The organism is Streptococcus oralis subsp. oralis, assembly GCF_002096445.1.
GTDB classification, from domain to species: Bacteria; Bacillota; Bacilli; order Lactobacillales; family Streptococcaceae; genus Streptococcus; species Streptococcus oralis_N.
The window spans coordinates 1126234-1149478 of sequence record NZ_NCUK01000013.1 but is presented as its reverse complement, the minus strand read 5'-3'; the positions used below and the strand labels follow the sequence as shown (position 1 = coordinate 1149478).

The following is a 23245-nucleotide window of genomic DNA, read 5'->3' as shown; positions in this document are numbered from 1 at the left end:
CGTCAGCGTCGCCTTGCCGTACTCAAGTACAGCCTGCGGCTAGCTTCCTAGTTTGCTCTTTGATTTTCATTGAGTATAAAAATAGGTTTTCTCAGTTCAAGGAGAAAAAAGATAAATTCTTATCTATCTTAACAAGCTTAGCTGGCACAGCCCTTGTTCTCGCGGCTATCTGGTTAGGATGGACAAAATAAACAGAGAAACCTCGGTATGAACCGAGGTTTTTAAGATGAAATTCTTGGTCGTGGTTGAAAAATATGCTACACTAACAATATGAAAATTTTAATCCCAACAGCAAAAGAAATGAACACAGACCATCCTTGTATCGAAGCGCTCCCCTTGAGGGAAGAAAGTCAGGTAGTCCTTGACTCACTGGCGCACTACTCAGCCAGTGAATTAGAGACTTTTTATAAGGTATCTGCCGAGAAAGCAGAAGAAGAGTACGCTCATATTCAAGCTTTAAAAGATCACAGGGCTAAACATTATCCAGCCTTGAAACTTTTCGATGGTCTCATGTATCGTCACATCAAACGAGATGAGTTAACCAAGGCTGAACAAACCTATCTTGAAAATCATGTCCTAATTACCTCGGCTTTATACGGTGTTGTCCCCGCCTTGTCGCCCATGGCTCCTCACCGTTTGGATTTCTTGATGAAGTTAAAAGTTGCTGGGAAGACTTTAAAGAGTCATTGGAAGTCAGCCTACGATGAGGCACTAGAGGATGAGGATTTGATATTCTCACTCCTATCATCAGAGTTTGAAACCGTATTTTCGAAGGAAATTAGAGAAAAGATGGTGACCTTCAAATTTATGGAGGACAAGGCAGGCCAGCTGAAAATCCACTCAACCATTTCAAAAAAAGCCCGTGGTGCCTTTTTAACCGCCTTGATAGAGGGGCAAGTCCATACAGTCGAACAAGCTCGCAAGCTCCGCTTTGCCGGCTTTGACTACCGACCTGATTTATCCAGTGACTTAGAACTCGTCTTTGTGAAACAAGCATAAAACCAGCTCATTCGAGCTGGTTTTTGCTGGATTAGTTGATGGCTGCAAGAAGGTCGTCAGCTTGTTTTGCAAGTGATGAAGCAGTTGCTTCTTCTAACACCAATTTTCCGTCTGCCCAAGCAGAGTCATTGACACGAGCAGCTGTAAAGTCACCAACGACTTGTGTACGGATAAATGGCAAGAGGTCTTTGTAAATAGCAAAGAGTTGATCGTGACCGGCATTGGCTACAGATGAGACAGTAACAAACTTGTCTTGGAGGGCAGAAGCTCCACGTGTATCAGACAAGTCAATGGCGCGAGAGAGCCAGTCAAGCAAGTTCTTCACTGTTCCAGGGATAGAGAAGTTGTAGACTGGAGAGAAAATCCAGATGGCATCCGCAGCAAGGACTGCTTCACGAGCAGCAGCTACAGCTGGATGAGTTGGAACTTCCAAATCTTGGCTGAAGAGAGGAACAGCTGAGTAATCAAGATAGCTAACTTCTGCTTTTCCAGCAAGTGCTTTTTCAGCTTCGAGGGCCATTTGGTGGTTGAAAGAACCTTGGCGAAGTGAACCGACGATAAATAATACTTTTTTAGACATGATGTGTCTCCTTTAGTTTAAAATTCAAAGAGCGAACTCTTTTGTTACCATCCATGTTACAACAAATGATACTAATTAGCAATAATTTTGCTCACAAATTTTTAAATTTTTTTAAAATCTGGATTAAGTCTTCCTTTTCGCCATCTTCCAAGATGCTGAGTGCTTCTACAATCGAATCGATATGGTCAGGAAGAACCTCCTCGATTTTTCTGCGTCCTGCAGGTGTTAATTTCAGGAAAAAGGAGCGACGATCCTTGGGGTCGCAAGTTCTAGAAATCCATCCATCTCGAACCATATTTCGAATGACAACAGTCATGTTTCCAGAAGTGGCTAGCATTTTTTCAATCAAATCCTGAATGCGCAGTTCCCCCTTGCTATAGAGGGTTTCCAAAACTGAAAATTGGGTGGGTGTTAGCCCGTGTTCTTTAGCAGCCTTGGCTTCATATGGTTTAAAAGTCCGTATGGCTTTATTAAGGACGATAGCCGTTTTTAAGTCTAGTTGATTATCGGAAATTTTCTCTTTCAAATATTGTTTCATAAGCTTTATTTTATCAATAATGAGAGAGAAAAACAAGAACTTACATTTTATAGGAAAAGATTCTTAGAATGTTCCCGTCTTCACTTGTAATAAAGAAGGAGAGATGGTAAAATAGACGAGTGAAACTAAGACAGAAAAAAGCAAAAAACAAGCTACTTTTACAGTATGGAATCGGCATTGCTCTGGTAGTACTAGTCATGACGACTTCCTTCCTTTATCTGATATCACTCAGCATGAAACCCTATCAAGATGCTAGAGTTGAGGGAGAAAAACTAGCCAAGCAGTATGCAGAATTGGAAGAGGCAGATCAGGTTGATTTTTATAATGGACTAGAAGGTTATTACAGCGTTTTAGGACATAATAAAAAGCAAGAGGCCATTGCCGTACTGATTGAAAAGAATGACCACAAGATTTATGTCTATCAGCTTGATAAGGGGATTTCTCAAGACAAGGCAGCGACGATTTCGAGGGAAAAAGGTGCTAGCGACATTGACAAAGTCACTTTTGGTCGCTATCAGGACAAGCCGATTTGGGAAGTTAAGTCAGGAAACCAGTACTATCTGGTTGACTTTGAAACAGGAGCAGTGATCCAATAAGGAGGGCATATGAAACTATCCAAACGTGTACTAGAAATGGAAGAAAGCGTCACTCTAGCTAGTGATGCAAGAGCCAAAGCGTTAAAAGCTCAAGGAAAAGATGTTCTTTTCTTAACCTTGGGACAGCCAGATTTTCATACTCCTGAAAATATTCAGGATGCGGCGGTGGAAGCGATTCGTGATGGACGAGCTTCCTTTTATACAGTTGCTTCAGGTCTGCCAGACTTAAAGGCTGCGGTTAATACCTACTTTGAACGCTATTATGGCTATTCTGTAGCAGCCAATGAGGTTACCTTTGCCACAGGTGCTAAGTTCTCTCTCTACACCTTCTTTATGGCTGTGGTCAATCCAGGTGATGAGGTCATCATTCCTACACCATACTGGGTCAGCTATGGAGACCAGGTCAAGATGGCAGAAGGTGTGCCAGTCTTTGTCCAGGCAAAGGAAGACAATCACTTTAAAGTAACAGTAGAGCAGTTAGAAGTAGCTCGTACAGATAAGACCAAGGTCTTGGTTCTCAATTCACCATCGAATCCGACTGGTATGATCTACTCTCGTGAGGAACTCTTGGCTATCGGAAATTGGGCTGTTGCGCATGATGTCCTTATCCTAGCAGATGATATTTATGGACGTCTGGTTTATAACGGGAACGAATTTGTTCCAATTTCTAGTTTGTCAGAAGCCATTCGCAAGCAAACCATTGTGATTAACGGTGTATCTAAGGCCTATGCCATGACTGGTTGGCGGGTAGGTTATGCTGTGGGAAATCCTGAAATTATCGCTGCTATGAGCAAATTAACAGGACAAACGACTTCAAATCTGACAGCAGTATCTCAATATGCAACGATTGAGGCGCTGACTGGACCGCAAGACTCTGTTGAAACCATGCGCCAAGCCTTTGAAGAGCGCTTGAATACCATTTATCCTCTCTTGTGCCAAGTACCAGGATTTGAAGTTGTCAAGCCCCAAGGAGCCTTCTATCTTTTCCCAAATGTCAAAAAAGCGATGGAGATGAAGGGTTATACCGATGTGACAGAGTTTACAACGGCTATTCTCGAAGAAGTCGGCCTTGCCTTGATTACAGGAGCTGGATTTGGAGCACCAGAAAATGTTCGTCTCAGCTATGCCACAGACTTGGACACATTAAAAGAAGCTATTCGTCGTTTGCACCAGTTTATGGAAAAATAAAACTTAGAATCTTCGCCTTTTTAGCGAAGATTTTTTGTAACGAAAATCTCGCGATTTTTATCTAGTAGAACCTAGCTATCACAGTCTATTTATGGTAAAATAGTGGGTAATGATGTCTTCGGACAAGTTAAACGAAAAAAGGAAGATAGATTATGACAAAACGTGTAACAATTATTGATGTAAAAGACTACGTTGGTCAAGAAGTGACCATCGGAGCCTGGGTTGCCAACAAATCAGGAAAAGGGAAAATTGCCTTCTTGCAATTGCGTGATGGAACAGCCTTTTTCCAAGGTGTAGCCTTTAAACCAAACTTTATTGAAAAATTTGGTGAAGAGGTAGGTCTTGGAAAATTTGACACCATCAAACGCTTGAGCCAAGAAACTTCTGTTTATGTGACAGGAATTGTCAAAGAAGACGAACGTTCTAAGTTTGGCTATGAGTTGGATATTACAGACATCGAAGTGATTGGTGAATCTCAAGACTACCCAATCACACCAAAAGAACACGGAACAGACTTCTTGATGGACAACCGTCACTTGTGGCTCCGCTCTCGTAAGCAAGTGGCTGTGATGCAAATCCGTAACGCTATCATTTATGCAACCTATGAGTTCTTTGATAAGAACGGATTCATGAAGTTTGATAGCCCAATTCTTTCAGGAAATGCGGCAGAAGATTCAACTGAACTCTTTGAAACAGACTACTTTGGAACACCAGCCTACTTGAGCCAATCAGGTCAGCTTTACCTAGAAGCAGGGGCTATGGCTCTTGGCCGTGTTTTTGACTTTGGTCCAGTATTCCGTGCTGAAAAATCAAAAACACGCCGTCACTTGACTGAGTTTTGGATGATGGATGCGGAGTACTCCTACCTGACACACGATGAATCACTTGACTTGCAAGAAGCTTACGTAAAAGCCCTTCTTCAAGGTGTACTTGACCGTGCTCCCCAAGCCTTGGAAACTTTGGAACGTGATACAGATCTTTTGAAACGCTACATTGCAGAGCCATTCAAACGCATCACTTACGATCAAGCCATTGACCTCTTGCAAGAGCATGAAAACGATGAAGATGCTGACTACGAGCATTTGGAACATGGCGATGACTTTGGTTCACCACACGAAACATGGATTTCAAACCACTTTGGTGTGCCAACATTTGTCATGAACTACCCAGCAGCTATCAAGGCCTTCTACATGAAACCAGTTCCTGGAAATCCAGAGCGCGTACTTTGTGCAGACTTGCTTGCACCAGAAGGATATGGAGAAATCATCGGTGGTTCTATGCGTGAGGAAGACTACGATGCCCTTGTCGCTAAAATGGAAGAACTTGGAATGGATCGTACAGAATATGAATTCTACCTTGACCTTCGTAAATACGGTACAGTACCACATGGTGGATTTGGTATCGGTATTGAACGTATGGTCACTTTCGCAGCAGGTACAAAACACATCCGTGAAGCTATTCCATTCCCACGTATGCTACACCGTATCAAACCATAAACTAGTAAAAAGAAGATAATTTCATCTTCTTTTTTCACTTTTATCTTGCTATCTATCAGTTTTTCTAGTATAATAGTTTATTGTGAGCAAACCTCACTTACCCCTTGCAAAGACTAGGGGTCATTAGACCAAAAGGAGGAACATATCAATGGCTAAATACGAAATTCTTTATATCATTCGTCCAAACATTGAAGAAGAAGCGAAAAACGCTTTGGTAGCACGTTTTGACTCTATCTTGACTGACAACGGTGCAACTGTTGTTGAATCAAAATCATGGGAAAAACGTCGTCTTGCATACGAAATCCAAGATTTCCGTGAAGGACTTTACCACATCGTTAATGTTGAAGCAAATGACGACGCAGCTCTTAAAGAGTTTGACCGTCTTTCAAAAATCAACACTGACATTCTTCGTCACATGATCGTCAAACTTGACGCGTAAGAAGGTAAATTATGATTAACAATGTTGTACTTGTAGGGCGTATGACACGTGACGCTGAGTTACGTTATACCCCATCAAATGTAGCAGTTGCGACTTTTACTCTTGCAGTAAACCGTACATTTAAGAGTCAAAATGGCGAACGTGAGGCTGATTTCATCAATGTCGTTATGTGGCGCCAACAGGCTGAAAATCTTGCTAACTGGGCTAAGAAAGGCTCTCTTATCGGGATCACAGGCCGTATCCAGACTCGTAGTTACGATAACCAGCAAGGACAACGTGTCTACGTAACAGAAGTCGTGGCTGAGAATTTCCAAATGTTGGAAAGCCGCGGAGTGCGTGAAGGACATTCAGGTGGCGCTTATTCTGCACCAACTGCTGGTCAATCAGCACCTGCAAATCCAGTACCAGACTTTTCACGTTCTGAAAATCCATTTGGAGCAACCAATCCATTGGACATTTCAGATGATGATTTACCATTCTAATGGACAATTAATACTATAAAGGAGAAAAAACATGGCTCAACAACGTCGTGGCGGATTCAAACGCCGTAAAAAAGTTGATTACATCGCAGCAAACAAAATTGAATATGTTGATTACAAAGATACTGAGCTTCTTAGCCGTTTCGTTTCAGAACGTGGGAAAATCCTTCCTCGTCGTGTAACAGGAACTTCAGCTAAAAACCAACGTAAAGTAACAACAGCTATCAAACGCGCTCGCGTAATGGCTTTGATGCCTTTCGTAAACGAAGATTAAAAAAGAGGTCCGGGGGACCTCTTTTTCAGACCCTTACGGGTCTTTTTTTCACGAGCCTTGAAATGAGAAGGCGAGTTCGGTCTGGGTGGACCTCTTTTTCAGATTTTTATAGGACTTTGTTAGAAAGGATTCCCTGTTGACCTAGTAAGATTCTTTTGTCTTACTAGGTTTTTTCTTTTAATCTTTATTATCGTGCTATAATGGTAGAAGAAAGCTATAAAGGAGCAACTTATGAAGACGACATGTTCAATTAGAAAAATGCAAGAATCTGACATTAAAGATCTATCTCGAGGATTTATCAGCCAAGGTTGGCCGGGTAGAGAAGAAATTTTGGCTAGATATTTTCTTGAACAAGAATGTGGGGAGAGAGAAGTCTTAGTTGCAGAGGTTGAGGGTGCTTTAGCGGGTTACATTACGATTTTACCCGATGCCAAGCAGGGCGCCTTTTCTGGAATGGCTCCAGAACTTTCAGATTTCAATGTCTTTGAGCCCTTTCAAAATCAAGGTATTGGAAACCTCTTGATGGAAGAGGCAGAAAATCGAGTTAAGATTTTTTCAGACAAAGTGACGTTGGGTGTAGGTTTGCACTCAGGCTATGGACCTGCCCAGAGATTGTACATCAAACGAGGCTATATTCCAGATGGTTCAGGCGTTTGGTATCGAAATCAGCCGTTGGAAATGAATGCGGTTTGTGAAGATATCGGAGAATTGGTCTTGTATCTGTCAAAATATTTGTTTTAAGACAGATTTTATAAGATTTAAATTTTAAATATAGTAAACAATCACAGTCCCTTTTTCATTCGAAAAAGGGATTTTTTTGTTTGAAATTGTTTAATTTATTCCTCAAAGTGATAAAATATAATTTTTTGAAACATCAATACAAATATAAATATATAACAAGACATATAAATAATAGTTTGTGTATTGTCGTATTTTCTGAAAAAAATCTGAAATATATCGAAGAATGGGCTGTTTTTAGTTGTAAACGATATCATTACAAAAAAGTTACAGAATGTTAAAATTAAATGAAATGAAATAATATAATTTGGAAAAAATTTGACATATAAATAAATTGACGGTAAAATAATTATGAAAGTCAAATTAATTGAAATTGGGACTATTCGATATACAAATTAATATGATTTATCAAATTTTATTATAGTAGAAGGATAGCATAATGAAGAAACTGAAAGTGATGGTTGTTTTTGGAACACGACCAGAAGCTATTAAAATGGCCCCTTTAGTGTTAGAATTGCAAAAACATAGTGACAGCATTGAGACGATCACAGTTGTGACAGCTCAGCATCGCCAAATGCTAGATCAAGTTCTTGAAACTTTTAGCATCGAGCCACATTATGACCTGGATATTATGGGGAAAAATCAATCCCTTTTAGATATTACTGGAAAAATTTTAGAAAAGTTTGATCCAGTTGTTAAGCAAGAACTTCCAGATATGATTCTTGTTCATGGAGATACAACAACAACTTTTGTAGCAAGTTTAGTTGCTTTCTATAATCAGGTACGTATCGGCCACGTTGAAGCTGGTCTAAGGACCTTTGATAAGTATTCTCCTTTCCCAGAAGAAATGAATCGTCAGATGACTGATAACCTAGCGGATCTCTATTTTGCTCCAACTAGTGAGAGTAAGGAAAATCTCCTCAAGGAAAATCACCCTGAGTCTGCTATTGTCATTACGGGAAATACAGCCATTGATGCCTTGAAACTAACCGTTCAATCGGATTACTATCATGATGTTCTAGATCAATTGGATCCAGATAAGAAACTTGTATTGGTAACCATGCACCGTCGTGAGAATCAAGGTCAACCAATGAGAAATGTCTTTGCAGCTTTACGTGAGATGGTCGATCTTCATCAGGAAATTGAAGTTGTTTATCCTGTTCACCTTAGCCCTGCTGTGCAAGAAGCAGCAAAGGATATTCTAGCTGGTCATGAGCGCATTCACTTGATTGAGCCTTTAGATGTACTTGATTTTCATAATTTGGCTTCAAGAAGCTATTTTATCATGACTGACTCTGGAGGTGTTCAGGAAGAGGCGCCTTCTCTCGGCAAACCTGTCCTTGTTCTTCGTGACACGACGGAACGTCCAGAAGGTGTTCGTGCAGGAACCTTGAAACTAGTTGGAACTGATCCAGTACGTGTCAAAGATGCTATGGCAGAACTCTTAACAGATGAAACTCTTTATAGAAAAATGTCTCAGGCACCAAATCCTTATGGAGATGGAAGAGCCTCTGAACGAATCGTACAATCCATTCAACAGTACTTTGGTGTAGCGACTTCTGTATCTGAATTCAAAAGGGGGAAATAAGATAAAATGAAAAATTGGAGTCAATTTAAAAACTGGCTTATGGCTTTGCTTGCTTGTGAGGTCATTCTTTTGGTGCTTTGTTTTTTGTATGCTCGAGCAATCATTTTAGAACAAATCTTGTTTTTAGCTTTAGCCTTGTTTGCAGTGTTGGTATTATCTGACCTTTTGCTTACTTGGACCCTTATCTTAGCATTTGGTTTTGGACTTATCGTTTTGGTTGCGGGTATGGTTTATATCCCAATCATTCAACTGGTTTTCTTATTGATCAGTTTTCCACTTTTGATTGGAATTCTACTTAAGGTTCGTTATTATTTCTTCAAGGTGACCTCAAAGGTCCAAGAACAGGAAGACGAAGCTCGAGCAGATTACCAAGCTATGGTCACTGAACAAAGTGATGTGACGGTACAGTCCTTATTGATTCATTGGGCACATGAAGATTTGTTTTTCCAGATTAAACCCAAAGAACATAACCAGATGCTCAGTCGCATTCAAGAGGGAATTGCTCAGGAATTGAGTTACAATGATAAACTCTATTACGTTTCGGATGGTAATTTTCTCGTTCTATCGAGTACTAACCAACATTCTTTGAAGGAACTTTACTTTAATGGTTTGCAGGAGAAACTAAGCAGTCTAGTTTTTCATGGAGAAGATGGCAATCAAGGAATTCAGTTCCAAACAGGCTATTTGGTGATTAACTCTGATAATAAAGATAAATACCAAGACTACGCAGATGTTGCCAGTCATCTCAAACGTCAACTAGAGACAGATGTAATTGTAGAATATTAGGAGGGAAACATGACTTTAACCGAACTATTTTTTGGTATTGCTTTGGGACTCAGTCTCGCCTTTGGCATTTGTTTTATCATACTATTTATTGCATACAATATTCTTTACCATCGAGTGAACAAAAATTTTAAGGCGGTGAATCATGATTAGTCAAATGTTAATGATTTTTACCTTGCTTACAATTTGGATTTCTCTAGCTTGGGGATTGGTAATTCTCTTTTCAGCTGTTCACTTTTGGTTTAAACATAGTGATTTTCGTGTAGACACTTCGCCGCTACCTTATTATCCTAAGGTTACCATTGTTGTTCCTGCCCATAATGAGGATGTGGTTATTGCCCAAACAGCAAAAGCTATCTTAGACATGAATTATCCGCACGACCGTGTGGAGTTGCTCTTGTTTGCGGATAACTGTTCGGATAACACCTATGCAGAATGTTTGTCTGTACAAGCCATGCCTGAATATGCAGGAAGAAATCTGACTATTATCGACCGTACTGGTACGGGAGGAAAAGCAGGCGTTTTAAATGATGCTTTGGAGATGGCAACAGGCGAATACATCTGTGTTTATGATGCGGATGCCATGCCTGAACAAAATGCTCTTTATTTTCTTGTAAAAGAAGTGATGAAGGATCCAGAACGTCACGTGGCATCTTTCGGTCGAAACAAGACTCGAAATGCCAATCAAAATTTCTTGACTCGTTGTATCAACCAGGAAATCGTTGTTACTCAGCGCGTGCACCACGTTGGGATGTGGCATCTCTTTAAAATTGGTCGTATCCCAGGAACCAACTTCATCATTCAAACCGACTTTGTAAAGAGTATCGGTGGTTGGAAAAATGGTGCCTTAACTGAGGATACCGATATTTCCTTCAAAATCATGCAGAGTGGGAAATTGATTGCCCTTGCCTATAATTCAGAGGCTTTCCAACAAGAACCTGAGACCTTAAAGAGTTACTATATGCAGCGTAAACGTTGGGCGAAAGGAAATTATGAAGTTGTTCTCTCGAACTTTAAGCATTTATTTAGCAGAGCAAACTGGCGTGTCAAACTAGAAGTCTTTAACTATTCCTGTGTCTTCTTTTGGTTTAACTTTGCCATTGTCCTCTCGGATTTGATTTTCCTAGCGAATGTGCTAGCAATTTGCCTGAACCTATTCATACCAGATGTTAGGGTTCCATTTGCTTTTGATGCGGATAATATCTACATTGCCCAGCTCATGCTCTTCAACTGGATTCTCATGATTGGTCTCTATTTGATGCAAATTATGATAGCATTGGCAAGTCAATTTGGACAAGCGACGACGAAACAAATCTGGTTGGCCCTGGCAGCCTATTTCTCTTATGCACAGATGTTTATCGTTGTATCCATTGATTCCATTTCTTCAATCGTGCTGGATAAAGTACTCCAACGAAAAGAAACCAAGTGGGTTAAAACCAAGCGATTTGCAGGATAGGAGGTTCTATGAAAACGAATAAATTAAAATATGTCTGGTTTGTGCTCATCCTTTCCATCTTTTGTTTAACCTTGTTTTTAGCAAGAGGAAGGACTAAAATCGAGATGCGTAATCGAATTTACAGCCAATGGAGCCAACAGTTCCTTGTTACAAAAGGCGATCAGTCTTATGTTCGTACGACGAATGATTCTGAGGAAACGACGGTTCTATCAGAAGCCCAAAGTTACGGCATGCTCATAACAGTTCTAGCAGCCCAAAAAGGTCAGGCAAGTCAAGCAGATTTTAATCGCCTTTATCGCTATTACCAGAATCATCGTATCGAGGGGACGCAGTTGATGTCTTGGAAGCAAGTGATCAAGAATGATAGCGAAACGGTTGAAAAACAAAACGCAACCGATGGTGATCTCTACATCGCCTATTCCTTGATTGAAGCTGCCAAGCAGTGGCCAGATAAAGCACAGGAATATGAAGATCAAGCCAAAAGTATTTTGATTGATATTCTTCGCTTTAATTATAACGAGGAGACTGGTGTTCTAAAGGTAGGAAATTGGGCGAAAAAAAATACGGATTTTTACTATTTGATGAGAACATCTGATACACTACCTCATTATTTCCAAGTATTTTATAATCTAACTGGTGATAAACAATGGCTAGATATTAAGGATAAGATGCTTGGCCAACTAGAGCAAATCAGTTCTCATTCTGATACGGGTCTCTTGCCAGACTTTATCTGGGCCGAGAAGTCTGGGGCACGTCTTGTTGATGCCAACACTATCGAATCTCAATATGATGGGGCGTACTCTTATAACGCTTGCCGTTTGCCTTATCACCTGTCACAGAGCCAGGATGAAAGAAGCCAAAAACTCGTTCAAAAGATGATGGATTTCTTTATGAAAGAGCAACGCATTTATGCTGGTTATGACTTGAACGGAACGGCCCTCAATCAATATCAGGCAGGTAGTTTCTTGGCACCGATTACCTATGCGTCTGACAAGGGAGAAGGTTATCTGAAACTTCTTCAGCAAAATAAATACATTTTCACACAAGATTTACCTTTGGACAACTACTATGATGCAACGATGATTACCATGATTGCTCTAGAGATGTTCTAGGATGAAAAGTGAGGGCTAGTTCAACTGGCTCTCTTTTTGATAGGTTTTCATCTTTTTTCAAAAAAGGAATTTCCTAAGGTTTATGGTATAATGGAAGGAGTGATAAAAAAGAGGTAGAGAGATGGATGCGAAATTAAAATACAAGGCAAAGAAGATTAAAATCGTCTTTTTTGATATCGATGATACCTTGCGTACGTCAAAGACAGGTTTTATTCCAGCTACAATTCCCACTGTCTTTAAACAGTTGCGTGAAAAAGGAATTTTAACAGGAATCGCCTCTGGACGTGGTATTTTCGGTGTTGTTCCAGAGATTCGTGAGCTCAAACCGGACTTTTTTGTAACCCTAAATGGGGCTTATATCGAAGATAAAAAAGGCCAGGTCATTTATCAACATCAGATTGACAAGTCAGATGTTGAGGAGTTCATTTCTTGGACTAAGCGAGAGGAAATTGAATATGGTTTGGTTGGCAGTCATGACGCCAAACTCTCCACGCGAACAGAACTGATCAGTGAGGCTATTGATCCGATTTATCCGAACTTGGGTGTGGATCCTGACTTTCATGAAAAAGCAGATATTTACCAGATGTGGACCTTTGAGGATAAAGGGGACGACTTGCGGTTACCAGATAGTCTCTCTGGTAAACTTCGCATGGTGCGTTGGCATGAACATTCATCTGATATCGTTCCGATTTCAGGATCCAAAGCAACTGGTGTAGCCAAGGTGGTGGAGCACTTAGGTTTGAAACCAGAGAATGTCATGGTCTTTGGGGATGGTCTCAATGACTTGGAACTCTTTGATTATGCTGGAATCAGTATTGCCATGGGAGTTTCCCATGATAAAATCAAAGAAAAAGCAGATTATATTACAAAAACAGTAGAAGAAGATGGCATTTTTGATGCCTTAGAAGGATTTGGTATGGTAGAAAAAGAATTGCATTTCCCACAAGTAGACATTGAAACAGTAGAAGGTCCTCTTGCGACCATTAAGACAAATCACGGAGACTTGCGTATCAAACTCTTCCCTGAACATGCTCCCAAAACAGTAGCTAACTTTGTTGCTCTGTCAAAAGATGGTTACTATGATGGTGTGATTTTCCACCGAATTATCAAGGACTTTATGATCCAAGGTGGAGACCCAACTGGTACTGGTATGGGGGGAGAGTCAATCTACGGTGACTCTTTTGAAGATGAATTTTCTGAAGAACTCTATAATATCCGTGGTGCCCTTTCTATGGCCAATGCGGGTCCAAATACCAATGGTAGCCAGTTCTTTATCGTGCAAAACCAACATTTGCCGTATTCTAAGAAAGAGATTGCGCGTGGTGGCTGGCCAGAACCAATTGCTGAGATTTATGCAGAGCAAGGTGGAACTCCTCACCTTGATCGTCGTCATACTGTTTTTGGGCAATTGGTAGATGCAGAATCATTTGCGGTCTTGGATGCCATTGCAGCTGTTGAGACTGGCGCAATGGACAAACCAGTTGAAGATGTAGTAATTGAAACGATTGAAATTGAGGACTAGAATGAAAATTGGTGATAAGCTAACTGGGCGTATTACAGGAATTCAGCCCTATGGTGCCTTTGTTGAGTTAGAGACAGGGGTGACAGGGCTGATTCACATCTCGGAGATTCGGACGGGATTTATTGAAAATATCTATGACATTTTAAAAATTGGTGATGAAGTCCAAGTTCAGGTGGTGGATGTTGACGAATACACTGGAAAGGCCAGTCTTTCTATCCGTACCTTGGAAGAGGAAAAACATCAATTGCCAAGACGGAGATGTTTTTCAAATGATCGGATCAAGCATGGTTTTGCGCCCCTTGCTCGAATGATGCCTGTTTGGACGCGTGAAGCATTAGAACATTTAAAGAAGAAGCCATAATACGATTATCTAAAATATTTGTAATATTAACATCGTTTGTTATAATAAAAGTATGAAAGAAGAACAATTATTAAAATCAGGAGAGCGAATCAACCAGCTCTTTTCGACAGATATCAAGATCATTCAAAATAGAGAAGTGTTTAGCTATTCGGTGGATAGTGTTCTCTTATCACGCTTTCCTCGCTTTCCTAAAAATGGCTTAATTGTGGACTTTTGTGCTGGAAATGGTGCAGTGGGACTTTTTGCTAGTTCACGTACTCAGGCGCGGATAATATCTGTAGAGATTCAGGAGCGCTTGGCGGATATGGCAGAGCGTTCGGTTCGGTTGAATGGCTTGGAAGAGCAGATGCAGGTTATTTGCGATGATTTGAAAAATATGCCTGCTCATATCCAAGGAAGTAAGGTGGATATGATTTTATGCAATCCGCCTTATTTCAAGGTGGATCCGCATTCCAATCTGAACGAGAGTGAACACTACCTTCTGGCCAGACACGAAATTACGACTAACCTGAAAGAAATCTGTCGAAGTGCTCAGAGTATTCTCAAGTCTAATGGCCGTTTGGCCATGGTTCATCGTCCAGATCGGCTCTTGGATATCTTAGATATGCTTCAACGCCATAATTTGGCACCCAAGCGCCTGCAATTTGTCTATCCTAAACGTGAGAAGGAGGCCAATATGCTCTTAATCGAAGCTATCAAGGATGGGTCAACGAGTGGCTTTAAGGTCTTACCACCTCTCATCGTTCACAATGATGATGGTTCCTATACACCAGAAATTCAAGAGATTTACTATGGATCATAAAGCCTACATGTATGTGGTAGAGTGTCGCGACGGTTCTTATTATACGGGCTATACAACGGATGTGAAGAGGCGCCTTTCCGTTCATAATAGTGGTAAGGGAGCCAAGTATACCCGAGCTCGATTACCAGTCAAACTTATCTATGTGGAGGCTTTTGCTAGCAAGGAAGAAGCCATGTCTGCAGAAGCTCTCCTTAAACGTAAGAAACGTCCACAGAAAGAACGATTTTTATCCGAAAATCAAGAGAAAAATCTAGTCAACCATATTGATATCTAACGAGGAGTCCTTTGACTCCTCTTACTTTTGTCAAAAGAGGAAAAAAGTGCTACAATAAGATGAATAAATTTAAAGAGGTATTATCATGTCTAAGATTCTAGTATTTGGTCACCAAAATCCAGACTCAGATGCCATCGGGTCATCTGTAGCCTTTGCCTATCTTGCAAAAGAGGCTTATGGATTGGACACAGAAGCAGTAGCACTTGGAACTCCTAATGAAGAAACAGCTTTCGTTTTGAACTATTTTGATGTAGAAGCACCACGCGTCATCACATCTGCTAAAGCAGAAGGTGCAGAACAAGTCATCTTGACTGACCACAATGAATTCCAACAATCAGTGTCAGATATTGCTGAAGTAGAAGTTTACGGAGTTGTGGATCACCACCGTGTGGCTAATTTTGAAACTGCCAGCCCGCTCTACATGCGCTTGGAACCAGTTGGATCAGCTTCATCTATCGTTTACCGCATGTTCAAAGAACATGGTGTAGCTGTTCCTAAAGAAATCGCAGGTTTGATGCTTTCAGGTTTGATTTCAGATACCCTTCTTTTGAAATCTCCAACAACTCACCCATCTGATAAAGTCATTGCTCCTGAATTGGCTGAATTGGCTGGTGTCAACTTGGAAGAGTACGGTCTTGCTATGCTGAAAGCTGGTACAAACTTGGCTAGCAAATCTGCTGAAGAATTGATTGACATCGATGCTAAGACTTTTGAACTCAACGGAAATAAGGTTCGTGTTGCCCAAGTCAATACAGTTGATATTGCTGAAGTCTTGGAACGCCAAGCTGAAATTGAAGCTGCAATGCAAGCTGCCAATACAGCAAATGGCTACTCTGACTTTGTCTTGATGATTACAGACATCGTCAACTCAAACTCAGAAATCCTTTCTCTTGGATCAAACATGGACAAGGTGGAAGCTGCCTTCAACTTCAAACTTGAAAACAACCACGCTTTCCTTCCAGGTGCTGTTTCACGTAAGAAACAAGTGGTGCCACAGTTGACTGAAAGCTTTAATGCTTAAAATTTTGGGTATTATTTCAAAATAGAAAACAGTGTTTTCTATATAGCTAAAGGGGTTTCGGCTCCTTTTTTTCTAGGAGAGAAAGATGTTAGAAAATGGTGATTTGATTTTTGTGAAGAACCTTTCAGATATGGGGCAGGCTATCCAGGCTTCTACGGGGAACTATAGTCATGTAGCCATCTTTTTGGACGGTTTGATCTACCATGCTAGTGGGCAAGCAGGGGTCATTTGTCAAGAACCAGCTGATTTTTTTGAACCGACTCATCTCTACGATCTTTATGTCTATCCAGAGCTGGAAGTTGACTTGGTAAAGGAGAAGGCTTGCCAGCATCTAGGTGCTCCATATAATAGCTCGTTTTATCCAGATGGGTCTGGCTTTTACTGCTCCCAGTACATCGCTGAAATCCTACCGATTTTTGAAACTATTCCCATGAAATTTGGGGACGGGAAGCAGGAGATCAGTGATTTTTGGAGGGAATACTACAGGAAACTCGAACTTCCAGTGCCTCTGAATCAACCAGGGACCAATCCTAGTCGACTAGCAGCATCCCCTCTATTAGAATGTAAAGAAAGGAATCTTCATGATTCAGATTTTTAATCCCTCCCGTTTGACTCGGCAGCCATTTTTTATAGATTTGGTGGACTATCTGGACCAGCATGATGATGTGATCCTCCGAGAAATCAAGGCTCAGTTTCCAGATGTAGCAGTTGATAAGCTCATGGAAGAGTATATTAAGGCAGGTTTGATCCTAAGGGAAAACAAACGTTATTTCCTCAATCTCCCTTTTTTAGAATCTACGGATAATTTAGCCCTTGACCAAGAAATTTTTATCGGAGAGGACAGTCCAGTCTATCAAGCCTTGCTAGAGAAGACTTATGAGACAGAATTGCGCAATCAAACCAATGCAGCTATTTTAGTTGAACGTACGGACTTTGCAAGACAAAAAATGTCCCTGTCTAATTATTTCTACAAGGTCAAGCACCAATATCCTTTGACAGAAAAACAGCAGAAACTCTATGATATTTTAGGAGATGTTAACCCTGAGTATGCCCTCAAATATATGACAACCTTTTTACTGAAGTTTCTAAAAAAAGACCAGCTGATACAGAAACGTCGTGATATCTTTGTGGATAGTTTGGTCGTCATGGGCTATGTAGTGCAAAACGAAGAAGGGAAGTATGAGTTGGCTGTTAATTTCGACAAGGAACGGTTGACTTTCTATTTGTCTTAATTGTTTGCTTTTGAGCAGATTGTTTGACTTTACTAAAGAATAAGAATAAACTGAATGTAAGCGATAACGTTTATCGTATTAAAAGCAAAGGAGACAGAGCTATGTCACTTGAGAATAAATTGGAACAAGCAACTGGTGCTATCAAAGAAGGATTTGGTAAAGTTACTGGCGATAGCAAAACAGAAGCAGAAGGTGCTGTAGAAAAAACAGTTGCCAAAGCAAAAGAAGTTGTTGAAGATGCTAAAGGTGCTGTAGAAGGTGCCGTTGAAGGTCTTAAAAACTCATTTAAGAAAGAAGACTAAAAAAATCAAGGGAAAACTTCCCTTGATTTTTTGATTTTATAGGTAACGTTCTGCGACAGCTGCGTCACCAGGGTAGGATTCTTTCACTCCATTGACGATTTGGTAGCGATCAGCACCCTTACCCGCAATAATCACGGCATCGAGTTCTTGGTCAGTGATGGCCATTGCCGCTTGGATGGCTTGTTCGCGATCGGCAATCTTTTCAACAGGATGACTGATATAGCTGCTGATTTCTTCCGCAATGGCCATTGGATCTTCATAGTTGGGGTCATCAGCTGTGAGAAAGACTTGAATCTCAGGATGTTGATTGAGGAGAAGGCCAAAGTCTTTGCGACGACTCTCCCCCTTGTTTCCAGTCGAACCGAGAACCAGAGCGATTTTTCCGGTCTGATGAGTTTCAACTACATTGATGAGTTTTTTCAGACTGTCCCCGTTGTGGGCATAGTCGATGAAGACTTTAGCACCATTTTTCTGTGTGAGGACTTCCATACGTCCAGGAACTCGGGTTGCAGCGATTCCTTTTTGGATGTCCTCTAGACTAGCACCTAGACGAAGGCAGGCAAGTCCAGCAGCGACGGCATTTTCTTGATTAAAGTGACCGATGAGTTGGATATCATAATCGCCAGCGAGTTTTCCTGTAGCTGAGAAGCTAAAGGCTTTGGAGTTCTCGATTTGGTTACTCGACTTACTACCATAGAAGTCATGATCTTGATGTTCAACTTGCTCTTTCAAGACAGAAAAGTGGTCCATGTCGCTGTTAATGACAACTGCTCGGCTATTTTCCATCAAGAGGCGCTTGTGGTAGAAGTAGTCTTCAAAACTAGGATGCTCAATCGGACCGATATGGTCAGGAGTGATGTTAAGAAAGACACCTACATCGAAAGTGAGGCCGTAGACTCGCTTAACCAGATAGGCTTGGCTGGAGACTTCCATGATGAGATGGGTTCTTCCGTTATGAACAGCTTGAGCCATCATATCAAAGAGATCGATACTTTCAGGAGTTGTGAGAGCAGACTTAAAGAAGGTCTTACCATCTAAGGTTGTATTCATAGTAGACAACATAGCTGGGCGATGATGTTGAGCCAAGATGTTATAGGCAAAATAGGCTGCAGTTGTCTTCCCCTTGGTTCCTGTGAAGGCGAGAATTTTGAGTTTCTCTTGTGGATTACCATAAAATTCCATGGCAATCAAACTCATGACTTTCTTAATGTCGTTCACGATAATAGCAGGAATACCGACCTCGTAGTCTTGCTCAGCTATATACCAATCCAGCCCTTGTGAGATAGCGGAGAGGAGGAATTCTTTTTTGAAAGAAGCTCCCTTAACAAAAAATAGGCTTCGCTCTTTAACTTTACGGCTGTCGTAACTGATACTATCAAAATCGACATCACTGTAATTGTAGTAGTAGCTTCCCTGATTGATAATCTCACGGAAGAGACCATTTTTCTTTAAAATATTTAATACGGTTTCAATCTTTATCATACTTTCTATTGTAAACCGAAAGTCTGAATTTTACAAGTAACAAGGAAAAGTTTATAATGGAAGATAAGGAACTTTTCCTAGTTATCAAAATTGAATGAGGAAGCTATGTCTAACGAAAACAATCACCAGCAAGCCCAGATGTTGCGAGGGACTGCTTGGCTAACAGCTAGTAACTTTATTAGTCGCCTCCTTGGTGCTATCTACATTATTCCCTGGTATATCTGGATGGGGACCTATGCTGCTAAGGCAAATGGACTCTTTACCATGGGCTACAATATTTACGCCTGGTTCTTGCTGATTTCAACAGCGGGTATCCCAGTTGCAGTCGCAAAACAAGTGGCTAAGTACAATACCATGCTAGAAGAAGAGCATAGCTTTGCCTTGATTCGGAGTTTCCTAAGCTTTATGACGGGCTTGGGCTTAGTCTTTGCCTTGGTCTTGTATCTCTTTTCTCCCTGGTTAGCAGATTTGTCAGGTGTGGGGAAAGATCTGATTCCCATCATGCAGAGCTTGGCTTGGGCGGTCTTGATTTTCCCATCTATGAGTGTCATTCGAGGTTTCTTCCAAGGGATGAACAACCTCAAACCCTATGCTATGAGTCAAATCGCTGAGCAGGTGATTCGTGTCATCTGGATGTTGATAGCAACCTTCTTCATTATGAAGATGGGTTCTGGTGACTACCTAGCAGCCGTTACCCAATCGACCTTTGCAGCCTTTGTGGGGATGGTGGCAAGTTTTGCAGTTTTGATCTACTTCCTTGCCCAAGAAGGTTTGCTTAAAAGAGTCTTTGAAACACGGGATAAAATCAATAGTAAGCGACTCTTAGTCGATACCATCAAGGAAGCCATTCCCTTTATCCTGACAGGCTCAGCCATCCAGCTCTTCCAGATTTTAGACCAGATGACCTTTATTAATAGTATGAAGTGGTTTACCAACTACAGTAATGAAGACTTGGTTGTCATGTTTTCTTATTTCTCTGCCAATCCTAATAAAATTACCATGATTTTAATCTCTGTAGGAGTTTCGATTGGGAGTGTCGGCTTGCCACTGTTGACGGAAAACTATGTAAAAGGTGACTTACCGGCAGCGGCTCGCCTAGTCCAAGATAGCCTCACTATGCTCTTCTTATTTCTACTACCGGCAACGGTTGGAGTGGTCATGGTAGGGGAGCCTCTTTATACAGTCTTTTACGGTAAGCCAGATAGTCTGGCCATGGGCTTATTTGTCTTTGCAGTTTTGCAGTCTACTATCCTAGGCTTGTATATGGTCTTGTCTCCTATGCTTCAGGCTATGTTCCAAAACCGCAAGGCAGTTCTTTACTTCATCTATGGTTCCATTGCTAAGATCGTCTTGCAATTGCCAACCATTGCTATTTTCCACAGCTACGGTCCCTTGATTTCAACGACTATCGGACTAATCATTCCGAATGTCTTGATGTACCGAGACATCTGCCAGGTAACAGGTGCTCGTCAAAAGATTATATTGAAGCGAACCATTTTGATTACCATCTTGACCCTCGTCATGTTTATCCTAGTTGGCTTCTTGCAGTGGCTACTCGGTTTTGTCTTCCAACCAAGTGGACGTTTCTGGAGTTTCCTTTATGTGGCTCTCATCGGAGGGCTTGGAGGAGGTCTTTATGGTTTGATGAGCCTACGGACACGACTCTTGGACAAGATAATCGGCAAAGCTCAAGCAGACCGACTACGTACACGATTGAAAATATCGTAAAAAGATTTATAAATAAAAGCAATGAATTTAACCTTTCTTTAACAGAAAGGTTTTTATACTACATTTTTCTTAAAAAAAGAGAACTTTTTCTAAAATCAAGAGCAAAAAATATGCTTTTTTAAGTTTTTCTTCAGAAATTACTTGACTAAATAAAACTAAAGCTGTATAATAAGACAAAACTTTTAAACAGGAGGTTCTGGAAATGAAAAAGTCTAAGGCCAAGTATCTGACACTTGCAAGTGTCGTGTTAAGCGCAGGTATCTTACTGAGCGCATGTGGAAATTCAAGTAGCGCTACTAAAACATATAACTATGTTTATTCGAGCGATCCATCTAGTTTGAACTATCTTGCAGAAAACCGTGCAACAACCAATGACATCGTGACCAATTTGGTGGATGGGTTGATGGAAAATGACCAATATGGTAACTATGTTCCATCATTGGCAGAGGATTGGACTGTTTCTCAGGACGGTTTGACCTATACTTACAAATTGCGTAAGGATGCAAAATGGTATACTTATGAGGGTGAAGAATACGCCCCTGTAACGGCCCAAGACTTTGTGATAGGTTTGAAATATGCTGCTGATAAAAAATCCGAAGCCTTGTACCTTGTTCAAGACTCTGTAGCAGGTTTGGATGACTATATCAACGGGAAAACAACTGACTTTTCAACTGTCGGTGTTAAGGCGATTGACGACCAAACAGTTCAGTACACTTTGACACGTCCAGAATCTTATTGGAATTCTAAAACAACTTCAACCATTCTCTTCCCTGTCAATGCAGATTTCTTAAAATCAAAAGGGGATGACTTTGGTAAGGTAGACCCTTCTAGTATTTTGTACAATGGACCTTTCTTGATGAAATCGTTTGTTTCAAAATCTGTTATCGAATTCAAGAAAAATCCCAACTACTGGGATGAAAAAAATGTCTTTGTGGATGATGTGAAATTGGCCTATTATGATGGTAGTGACCAAGATGCACTAGCACGTAACTTTGTAGAAGGAGTCTATAGCTACGCGCGTCTCTATCCAAATAGCTCAAGCTTTGAAGGCATTAAAGAGAAGAACAAGGATAACATCATCTATAGTATGCAAAATGCAACTTCTTATTACTTGAACTTCAACTTGGACAGAAAATCTTATAATTTCACGTCTAAAACATCAGATATCGAAAAGAAATCAACCCAAGAAGCAGTTCTGAATAAAAACTTCCGTCAAGCCTTCAACTATGCTTATAACCGTACAGCCTATGGAGCACAATCTCAGGGGGAAGAAGGAGCAACAAAGATTATTCGTAACCTAGTGGTACCTCCGACCTTTGTAAGTATCAACGGAAAAGACTTTGGCGATGTTGTTTCAGAAAAGATGGTCAACTATGGCCAAGAATGGCAAGGAATCAACTTTGCAGATGCGCAAGATCCATACTACAATCCTGACAAGGCTAAAGCTAAATTTGCAGAAGCTAAGAAAGAATTGGAAGCTAAGGGTGTGCAATTCCCAATCCACTTGGATGTATCTGTAGACCAATCAGCTAAAAAAGGTGTACTTGAAGCAAGCTCTTTGAAACAATCCATCGAATCTGTTCTAGGAGCTGAGAATGTGGTTATCGATATCCAACAGCTATCAACAGATGACTTTGACAACTCTAGCTACCTAGCTCAAACTGCAGCTCAAAAAGACTTTGATATCTATAATGGCGGTTGGAGTGCGGACTACTTGGATCCATCAAGTTATCTTGATATCTTAAATGTCAATAACGGTGGTATGTTGCAAAACCTTGGTCTAGAACCAGGTGAGGTCAATGACAAGGCTAAGGCAGTTGGTCTGGATACTTACACTCAAATGCTAGAAGAAGCGAACAAGGAGCAAGATCCAGCAAAACGTTATGAAAAATATGCTGAAATTCAAGCTTGGCTCGTTGATAGCGCCCTTGCAATTCCAAACGTTTCTCAGGGTGGAACACCGACCTTGAGAAAGACAGTTCCATTCTCATCGCCATTCTCACAAGCTGGAAATAAGGGTGTCGAATCATACAAGTATCTCAAGTTACAAGATAAGACTGTAACGACTGATGAGTATGAAAAAGCTAAAGAAAAATGGCTAAAAGAAAAAGAAGAATCAAATAAAAAAGCCCAAGAAGAACTGGCAAAACACGTTAAATAACCAGTCTATTCAACAGGAAAAACGATAGTTTCTCAGGAAGCTATCGTTTTTGTATAGTTTGAAACTATAACTAGCTCTTGAAAACAAGAAAATG

26 protein-coding genes are annotated in these 23245 nt (G+C 40.7%); 23 read left to right on the top strand and 3 right to left on the bottom strand.

Annotation, left to right across the window (positions count from 1 at the left end; translation table 11 throughout):
* Window positions 1-59 precede the first annotated feature (59 nt).
* On the top strand, window positions 60-191 hold the full coding sequence (locus B7721_RS08960) for a DUF3953 domain-containing protein (protein WP_002878149.1): 132 nt from the start codon (window positions 60-62) through the stop codon (window positions 189-191).
* A gap of 79 nt (window positions 192-270) precedes the next feature.
* Entirely contained in the window at window positions 271-999 is a 729-nt protein-coding gene (gene yaaA, locus B7721_RS08955) for a peroxide stress protein YaaA (RefSeq protein ID WP_000697764.1), read from the top strand.
* Window positions 1000-1030: 31 nt separating this feature from the next.
* On the opposite strand, the gene B7721_RS08950 is transcribed toward yaaA, so the two are convergent.
* Together B7721_RS08950 and B7721_RS08945 are read right to left on the bottom strand one after the other, a co-directional pair.
* Window positions 1031-1579 carry an NADPH-dependent FMN reductase gene (locus B7721_RS08950; RefSeq protein ID WP_084874367.1) on the bottom strand — a complete coding sequence of 183 codons (549 nt, stop codon included), beginning with the start codon at window positions 1577-1579 and terminating at the stop codon, window positions 1031-1033.
* 91 nt (window positions 1580-1670) lie between these two features.
* The gene (locus B7721_RS08945) at window positions 1671-2117 is read right to left on the bottom strand and encodes a MarR family winged helix-turn-helix transcriptional regulator (RefSeq protein WP_000816316.1); all 447 of its coding nucleotides are present in this window, start codon (window positions 2115-2117) and stop codon (window positions 1671-1673) included.
* 119 nt (window positions 2118-2236) lie between these two features.
* Between B7721_RS08945 and B7721_RS08940 the strand changes: the two genes are divergently transcribed.
* The 19 genes from B7721_RS08940 (at window position 2237) to B7721_RS08850 (ending at window position 17780) form a co-directional block, all read left to right on the top strand.
* A complete protein-coding gene (locus B7721_RS08940; protein WP_084878686.1) occupies window positions 2237-2713 on the top strand; it encodes a cell wall elongation regulator TseB-like domain-containing protein in 477 nt (158 codons plus the stop codon).
* A 9-nt stretch (window positions 2714-2722) separates the two neighbouring features.
* Window positions 2723-3901: a pyridoxal phosphate-dependent aminotransferase gene (locus tag B7721_RS08935; protein WP_000777443.1), complete on the top strand. Its 1179-nt coding sequence runs from the start codon at window positions 2723-2725 to the stop codon at window positions 3899-3901.
* 152 nt (window positions 3902-4053) lie between these two features.
* Window positions 4054-5397, top strand: a complete 1344-nt coding sequence (asnS, locus tag B7721_RS08930) for an asparagine--tRNA ligase (protein WP_084878684.1) — start codon at window positions 4054-4056, stop codon at window positions 5395-5397.
* Between the two features lie 148 nt (window positions 5398-5545).
* On the top strand, window positions 5546-5836 hold the full coding sequence (rpsF, locus tag B7721_RS08925) for a 30S ribosomal protein S6 (RefSeq protein WP_049505311.1): 291 nt from the start codon (window positions 5546-5548) through the stop codon (window positions 5834-5836).
* 11 nt (window positions 5837-5847) lie between these two features.
* A complete protein-coding gene (gene ssbA, locus B7721_RS08920; RefSeq protein ID WP_000609595.1) occupies window positions 5848-6318 on the top strand; it encodes a single-stranded DNA-binding protein SsbA in 471 nt (156 codons plus the stop codon).
* Window positions 6319-6349: 31 nt separating this feature from the next.
* Complete coding sequence (gene rpsR / locus B7721_RS08915; protein WP_000068664.1) at window positions 6350-6589, top strand: 30S ribosomal protein S18; 240 nt, start codon at window positions 6350-6352, stop codon at window positions 6587-6589.
* Between the two features lie 231 nt (window positions 6590-6820).
* Window positions 6821-7330: a GNAT family N-acetyltransferase gene (locus B7721_RS08910; protein ID WP_084878682.1), complete on the top strand. Its 510-nt coding sequence runs from the start codon at window positions 6821-6823 to the stop codon at window positions 7328-7330.
* Window positions 7331-7766: 436 nt separating this feature from the next.
* Entirely contained in the window at window positions 7767-8915 is a 1149-nt protein-coding gene (wecB, locus tag B7721_RS08905; RefSeq protein WP_084878680.1) for a non-hydrolyzing UDP-N-acetylglucosamine 2-epimerase, read from the top strand.
* Between the two features lie 6 nt (window positions 8916-8921).
* On the top strand, window positions 8922-9701 hold the full coding sequence (locus B7721_RS08900) for a hypothetical protein (protein WP_084878678.1): 780 nt from the start codon (window positions 8922-8924) through the stop codon (window positions 9699-9701).
* 142 nt (window positions 9702-9843) lie between these two features.
* Window positions 9844-11154: a glycosyltransferase family 2 protein gene (locus B7721_RS08895; RefSeq protein ID WP_084878676.1), complete on the top strand. Its 1311-nt coding sequence runs from the start codon at window positions 9844-9846 to the stop codon at window positions 11152-11154.
* An 8-nt stretch (window positions 11155-11162) separates the two neighbouring features.
* Window positions 11163-12266 (top strand): glycosyl hydrolase family 8, encoded by a 1104-nt coding sequence (locus tag B7721_RS08890; RefSeq protein WP_084878675.1) that lies wholly within the window; start codon window positions 11163-11165, stop codon window positions 12264-12266.
* Between the two features lie 121 nt (window positions 12267-12387).
* Window positions 12388-13788: a bifunctional Cof-type HAD-IIB family hydrolase/peptidylprolyl isomerase gene (locus tag B7721_RS08885; RefSeq protein ID WP_084878674.1), complete on the top strand. Its 1401-nt coding sequence runs from the start codon at window positions 12388-12390 to the stop codon at window positions 13786-13788.
* A 1-nt stretch (window position 13789) separates the two neighbouring features.
* Entirely contained in the window at window positions 13790-14149 is a 360-nt protein-coding gene (locus tag B7721_RS08880) for a S1 RNA-binding domain-containing protein (protein ID WP_084878673.1), read from the top strand.
* A gap of 52 nt (window positions 14150-14201) precedes the next feature.
* Window positions 14202-14951, top strand: a complete 750-nt coding sequence (locus B7721_RS08875; protein ID WP_084878672.1) for a tRNA1(Val) (adenine(37)-N6)-methyltransferase — start codon at window positions 14202-14204, stop codon at window positions 14949-14951.
* Window positions 14941-15225, top strand: coding sequence for a GIY-YIG nuclease family protein (locus B7721_RS08870; protein ID WP_084878671.1), 285 nt, complete (start codon window positions 14941-14943; stop codon window positions 15223-15225). Before B7721_RS08875 ends, B7721_RS08870 begins: the two co-directional genes overlap by 11 nt.
* Window positions 15226-15310: 85 nt before the next feature.
* Window positions 15311-16246 carry a manganese-dependent inorganic pyrophosphatase gene (locus tag B7721_RS08865; protein ID WP_084878670.1) on the top strand — a complete coding sequence of 312 codons (936 nt, stop codon included), beginning with the start codon at window positions 15311-15313 and terminating at the stop codon, window positions 16244-16246.
* An 85-nt stretch (window positions 16247-16331) separates the two neighbouring features.
* Window positions 16332-16844 (top strand): YiiX/YebB-like N1pC/P60 family cysteine hydrolase, encoded by a 513-nt coding sequence (locus tag B7721_RS08860; RefSeq protein WP_084878669.1) that lies wholly within the window; start codon window positions 16332-16334, stop codon window positions 16842-16844.
* Window positions 16828-17478 carry a DUF1803 domain-containing protein gene (locus tag B7721_RS08855; RefSeq protein ID WP_084878668.1) on the top strand — a complete coding sequence of 217 codons (651 nt, stop codon included), beginning with the start codon at window positions 16828-16830 and terminating at the stop codon, window positions 17476-17478. Before B7721_RS08860 ends, B7721_RS08855 begins: the two co-directional genes overlap by 17 nt.
* Before the next feature lie 101 nt (window positions 17479-17579).
* Window positions 17580-17780: a CsbD family protein gene (locus tag B7721_RS08850; RefSeq protein WP_000051185.1), complete on the top strand. Its 201-nt coding sequence runs from the start codon at window positions 17580-17582 to the stop codon at window positions 17778-17780.
* A gap of 36 nt (window positions 17781-17816) precedes the next feature.
* Here the strand turns inward: B7721_RS08850 and B7721_RS08845 are convergent, their stop codons facing one another.
* Entirely contained in the window at window positions 17817-19262 is a 1446-nt protein-coding gene (locus tag B7721_RS08845; protein ID WP_084878667.1) for a UDP-N-acetylmuramoyl-L-alanyl-D-glutamate--L-lysine ligase, read from the bottom strand.
* A gap of 105 nt (window positions 19263-19367) precedes the next feature.
* Here B7721_RS08845 and B7721_RS08840 point away from each other — a divergent pair, with 105 nt between their 5' ends.
* Together B7721_RS08840 and B7721_RS08835 are read left to right on the top strand one after the other, a co-directional pair.
* A complete protein-coding gene (locus B7721_RS08840; RefSeq protein ID WP_084878666.1) occupies window positions 19368-20990 on the top strand; it encodes a putative polysaccharide biosynthesis protein in 1623 nt (540 codons plus the stop codon).
* A 202-nt stretch (window positions 20991-21192) separates the two neighbouring features.
* The gene (locus tag B7721_RS08835; protein ID WP_084878665.1) at window positions 21193-23151 is read left to right on the top strand and encodes a peptide ABC transporter substrate-binding protein; all 1959 of its coding nucleotides are present in this window, start codon (window positions 21193-21195) and stop codon (window positions 23149-23151) included.
* The last annotated feature ends 94 nt before the right edge of the window (window positions 23152-23245 follow it).

What these genes read in the sequence shown, in the direction of transcription:
- yaaA (WP_000697764.1), top strand. Translation starts at nt 271, where the DNA reads ATGAAAATTTTAATCCCAACAGCAAAAGAAATGAACACAGACCATCCT.
- B7721_RS08860 (WP_084878669.1), top strand. Translation starts at nt 16,332, where the DNA reads ATGTTAGAAAATGGTGATTTGATTTTTGTGAAGAACCTTTCAGATATG.
- B7721_RS08880 (WP_084878673.1), top strand. Translation starts at nt 13,790, where the DNA reads ATGAAAATTGGTGATAAGCTAACTGGGCGTATTACAGGAATTCAGCCC.
- B7721_RS08845 (WP_084878667.1), bottom strand. Translation starts at nt 19,262, where the DNA reads ATGATAAAGATTGAAACCGTATTAAATATTTTAAAGAAAAATGGTCTC.
- asnS (WP_084878684.1), top strand. Translation starts at nt 4,054, where the DNA reads ATGACAAAACGTGTAACAATTATTGATGTAAAAGACTACGTTGGTCAA.
- B7721_RS08910 (WP_084878682.1), top strand. Translation starts at nt 6,821, where the DNA reads ATGAAGACGACATGTTCAATTAGAAAAATGCAAGAATCTGACATTAAA.
- B7721_RS08855 (WP_084878668.1), top strand. Translation starts at nt 16,828, where the DNA reads ATGATTCAGATTTTTAATCCCTCCCGTTTGACTCGGCAGCCATTTTTT.
- B7721_RS08935 (WP_000777443.1), top strand. Translation starts at nt 2,723, where the DNA reads ATGAAACTATCCAAACGTGTACTAGAAATGGAAGAAAGCGTCACTCTA.
- B7721_RS08865 (WP_084878670.1), top strand. Translation starts at nt 15,311, where the DNA reads ATGTCTAAGATTCTAGTATTTGGTCACCAAAATCCAGACTCAGATGCC.
- B7721_RS08895 (WP_084878676.1), top strand. Translation starts at nt 9,844, where the DNA reads ATGATTAGTCAAATGTTAATGATTTTTACCTTGCTTACAATTTGGATT.
- wecB (WP_084878680.1), top strand. Translation starts at nt 7,767, where the DNA reads ATGAAGAAACTGAAAGTGATGGTTGTTTTTGGAACACGACCAGAAGCT.
- B7721_RS08900 (WP_084878678.1), top strand. Translation starts at nt 8,922, where the DNA reads ATGAAAAATTGGAGTCAATTTAAAAACTGGCTTATGGCTTTGCTTGCT.
- ssbA (WP_000609595.1), top strand. Translation starts at nt 5,848, where the DNA reads ATGATTAACAATGTTGTACTTGTAGGGCGTATGACACGTGACGCTGAG.
- B7721_RS08875 (WP_084878672.1), top strand. Translation starts at nt 14,202, where the DNA reads ATGAAAGAAGAACAATTATTAAAATCAGGAGAGCGAATCAACCAGCTC.
- B7721_RS08850 (WP_000051185.1), top strand. Translation starts at nt 17,580, where the DNA reads ATGTCACTTGAGAATAAATTGGAACAAGCAACTGGTGCTATCAAAGAA.
- rpsR (WP_000068664.1), top strand. Translation starts at nt 6,350, where the DNA reads ATGGCTCAACAACGTCGTGGCGGATTCAAACGCCGTAAAAAAGTTGAT.
- B7721_RS08870 (WP_084878671.1), top strand. Translation starts at nt 14,941, where the DNA reads ATGGATCATAAAGCCTACATGTATGTGGTAGAGTGTCGCGACGGTTCT.
- rpsF (WP_049505311.1), top strand. Translation starts at nt 5,546, where the DNA reads ATGGCTAAATACGAAATTCTTTATATCATTCGTCCAAACATTGAAGAA.
- B7721_RS08835 (WP_084878665.1), top strand. Translation starts at nt 21,193, where the DNA reads ATGAAAAAGTCTAAGGCCAAGTATCTGACACTTGCAAGTGTCGTGTTA.
- B7721_RS08840 (WP_084878666.1), top strand. Translation starts at nt 19,368, where the DNA reads ATGTCTAACGAAAACAATCACCAGCAAGCCCAGATGTTGCGAGGGACT.
- B7721_RS08950 (WP_084874367.1), bottom strand. Translation starts at nt 1,579, where the DNA reads ATGTCTAAAAAAGTATTATTTATCGTCGGTTCACTTCGCCAAGGTTCT.
- B7721_RS08885 (WP_084878674.1), top strand. Translation starts at nt 12,388, where the DNA reads ATGGATGCGAAATTAAAATACAAGGCAAAGAAGATTAAAATCGTCTTT.
- B7721_RS08890 (WP_084878675.1), top strand. Translation starts at nt 11,163, where the DNA reads ATGAAAACGAATAAATTAAAATATGTCTGGTTTGTGCTCATCCTTTCC.
- B7721_RS08945 (WP_000816316.1), bottom strand. Translation starts at nt 2,117, where the DNA reads ATGAAACAATATTTGAAAGAGAAAATTTCCGATAATCAACTAGACTTA.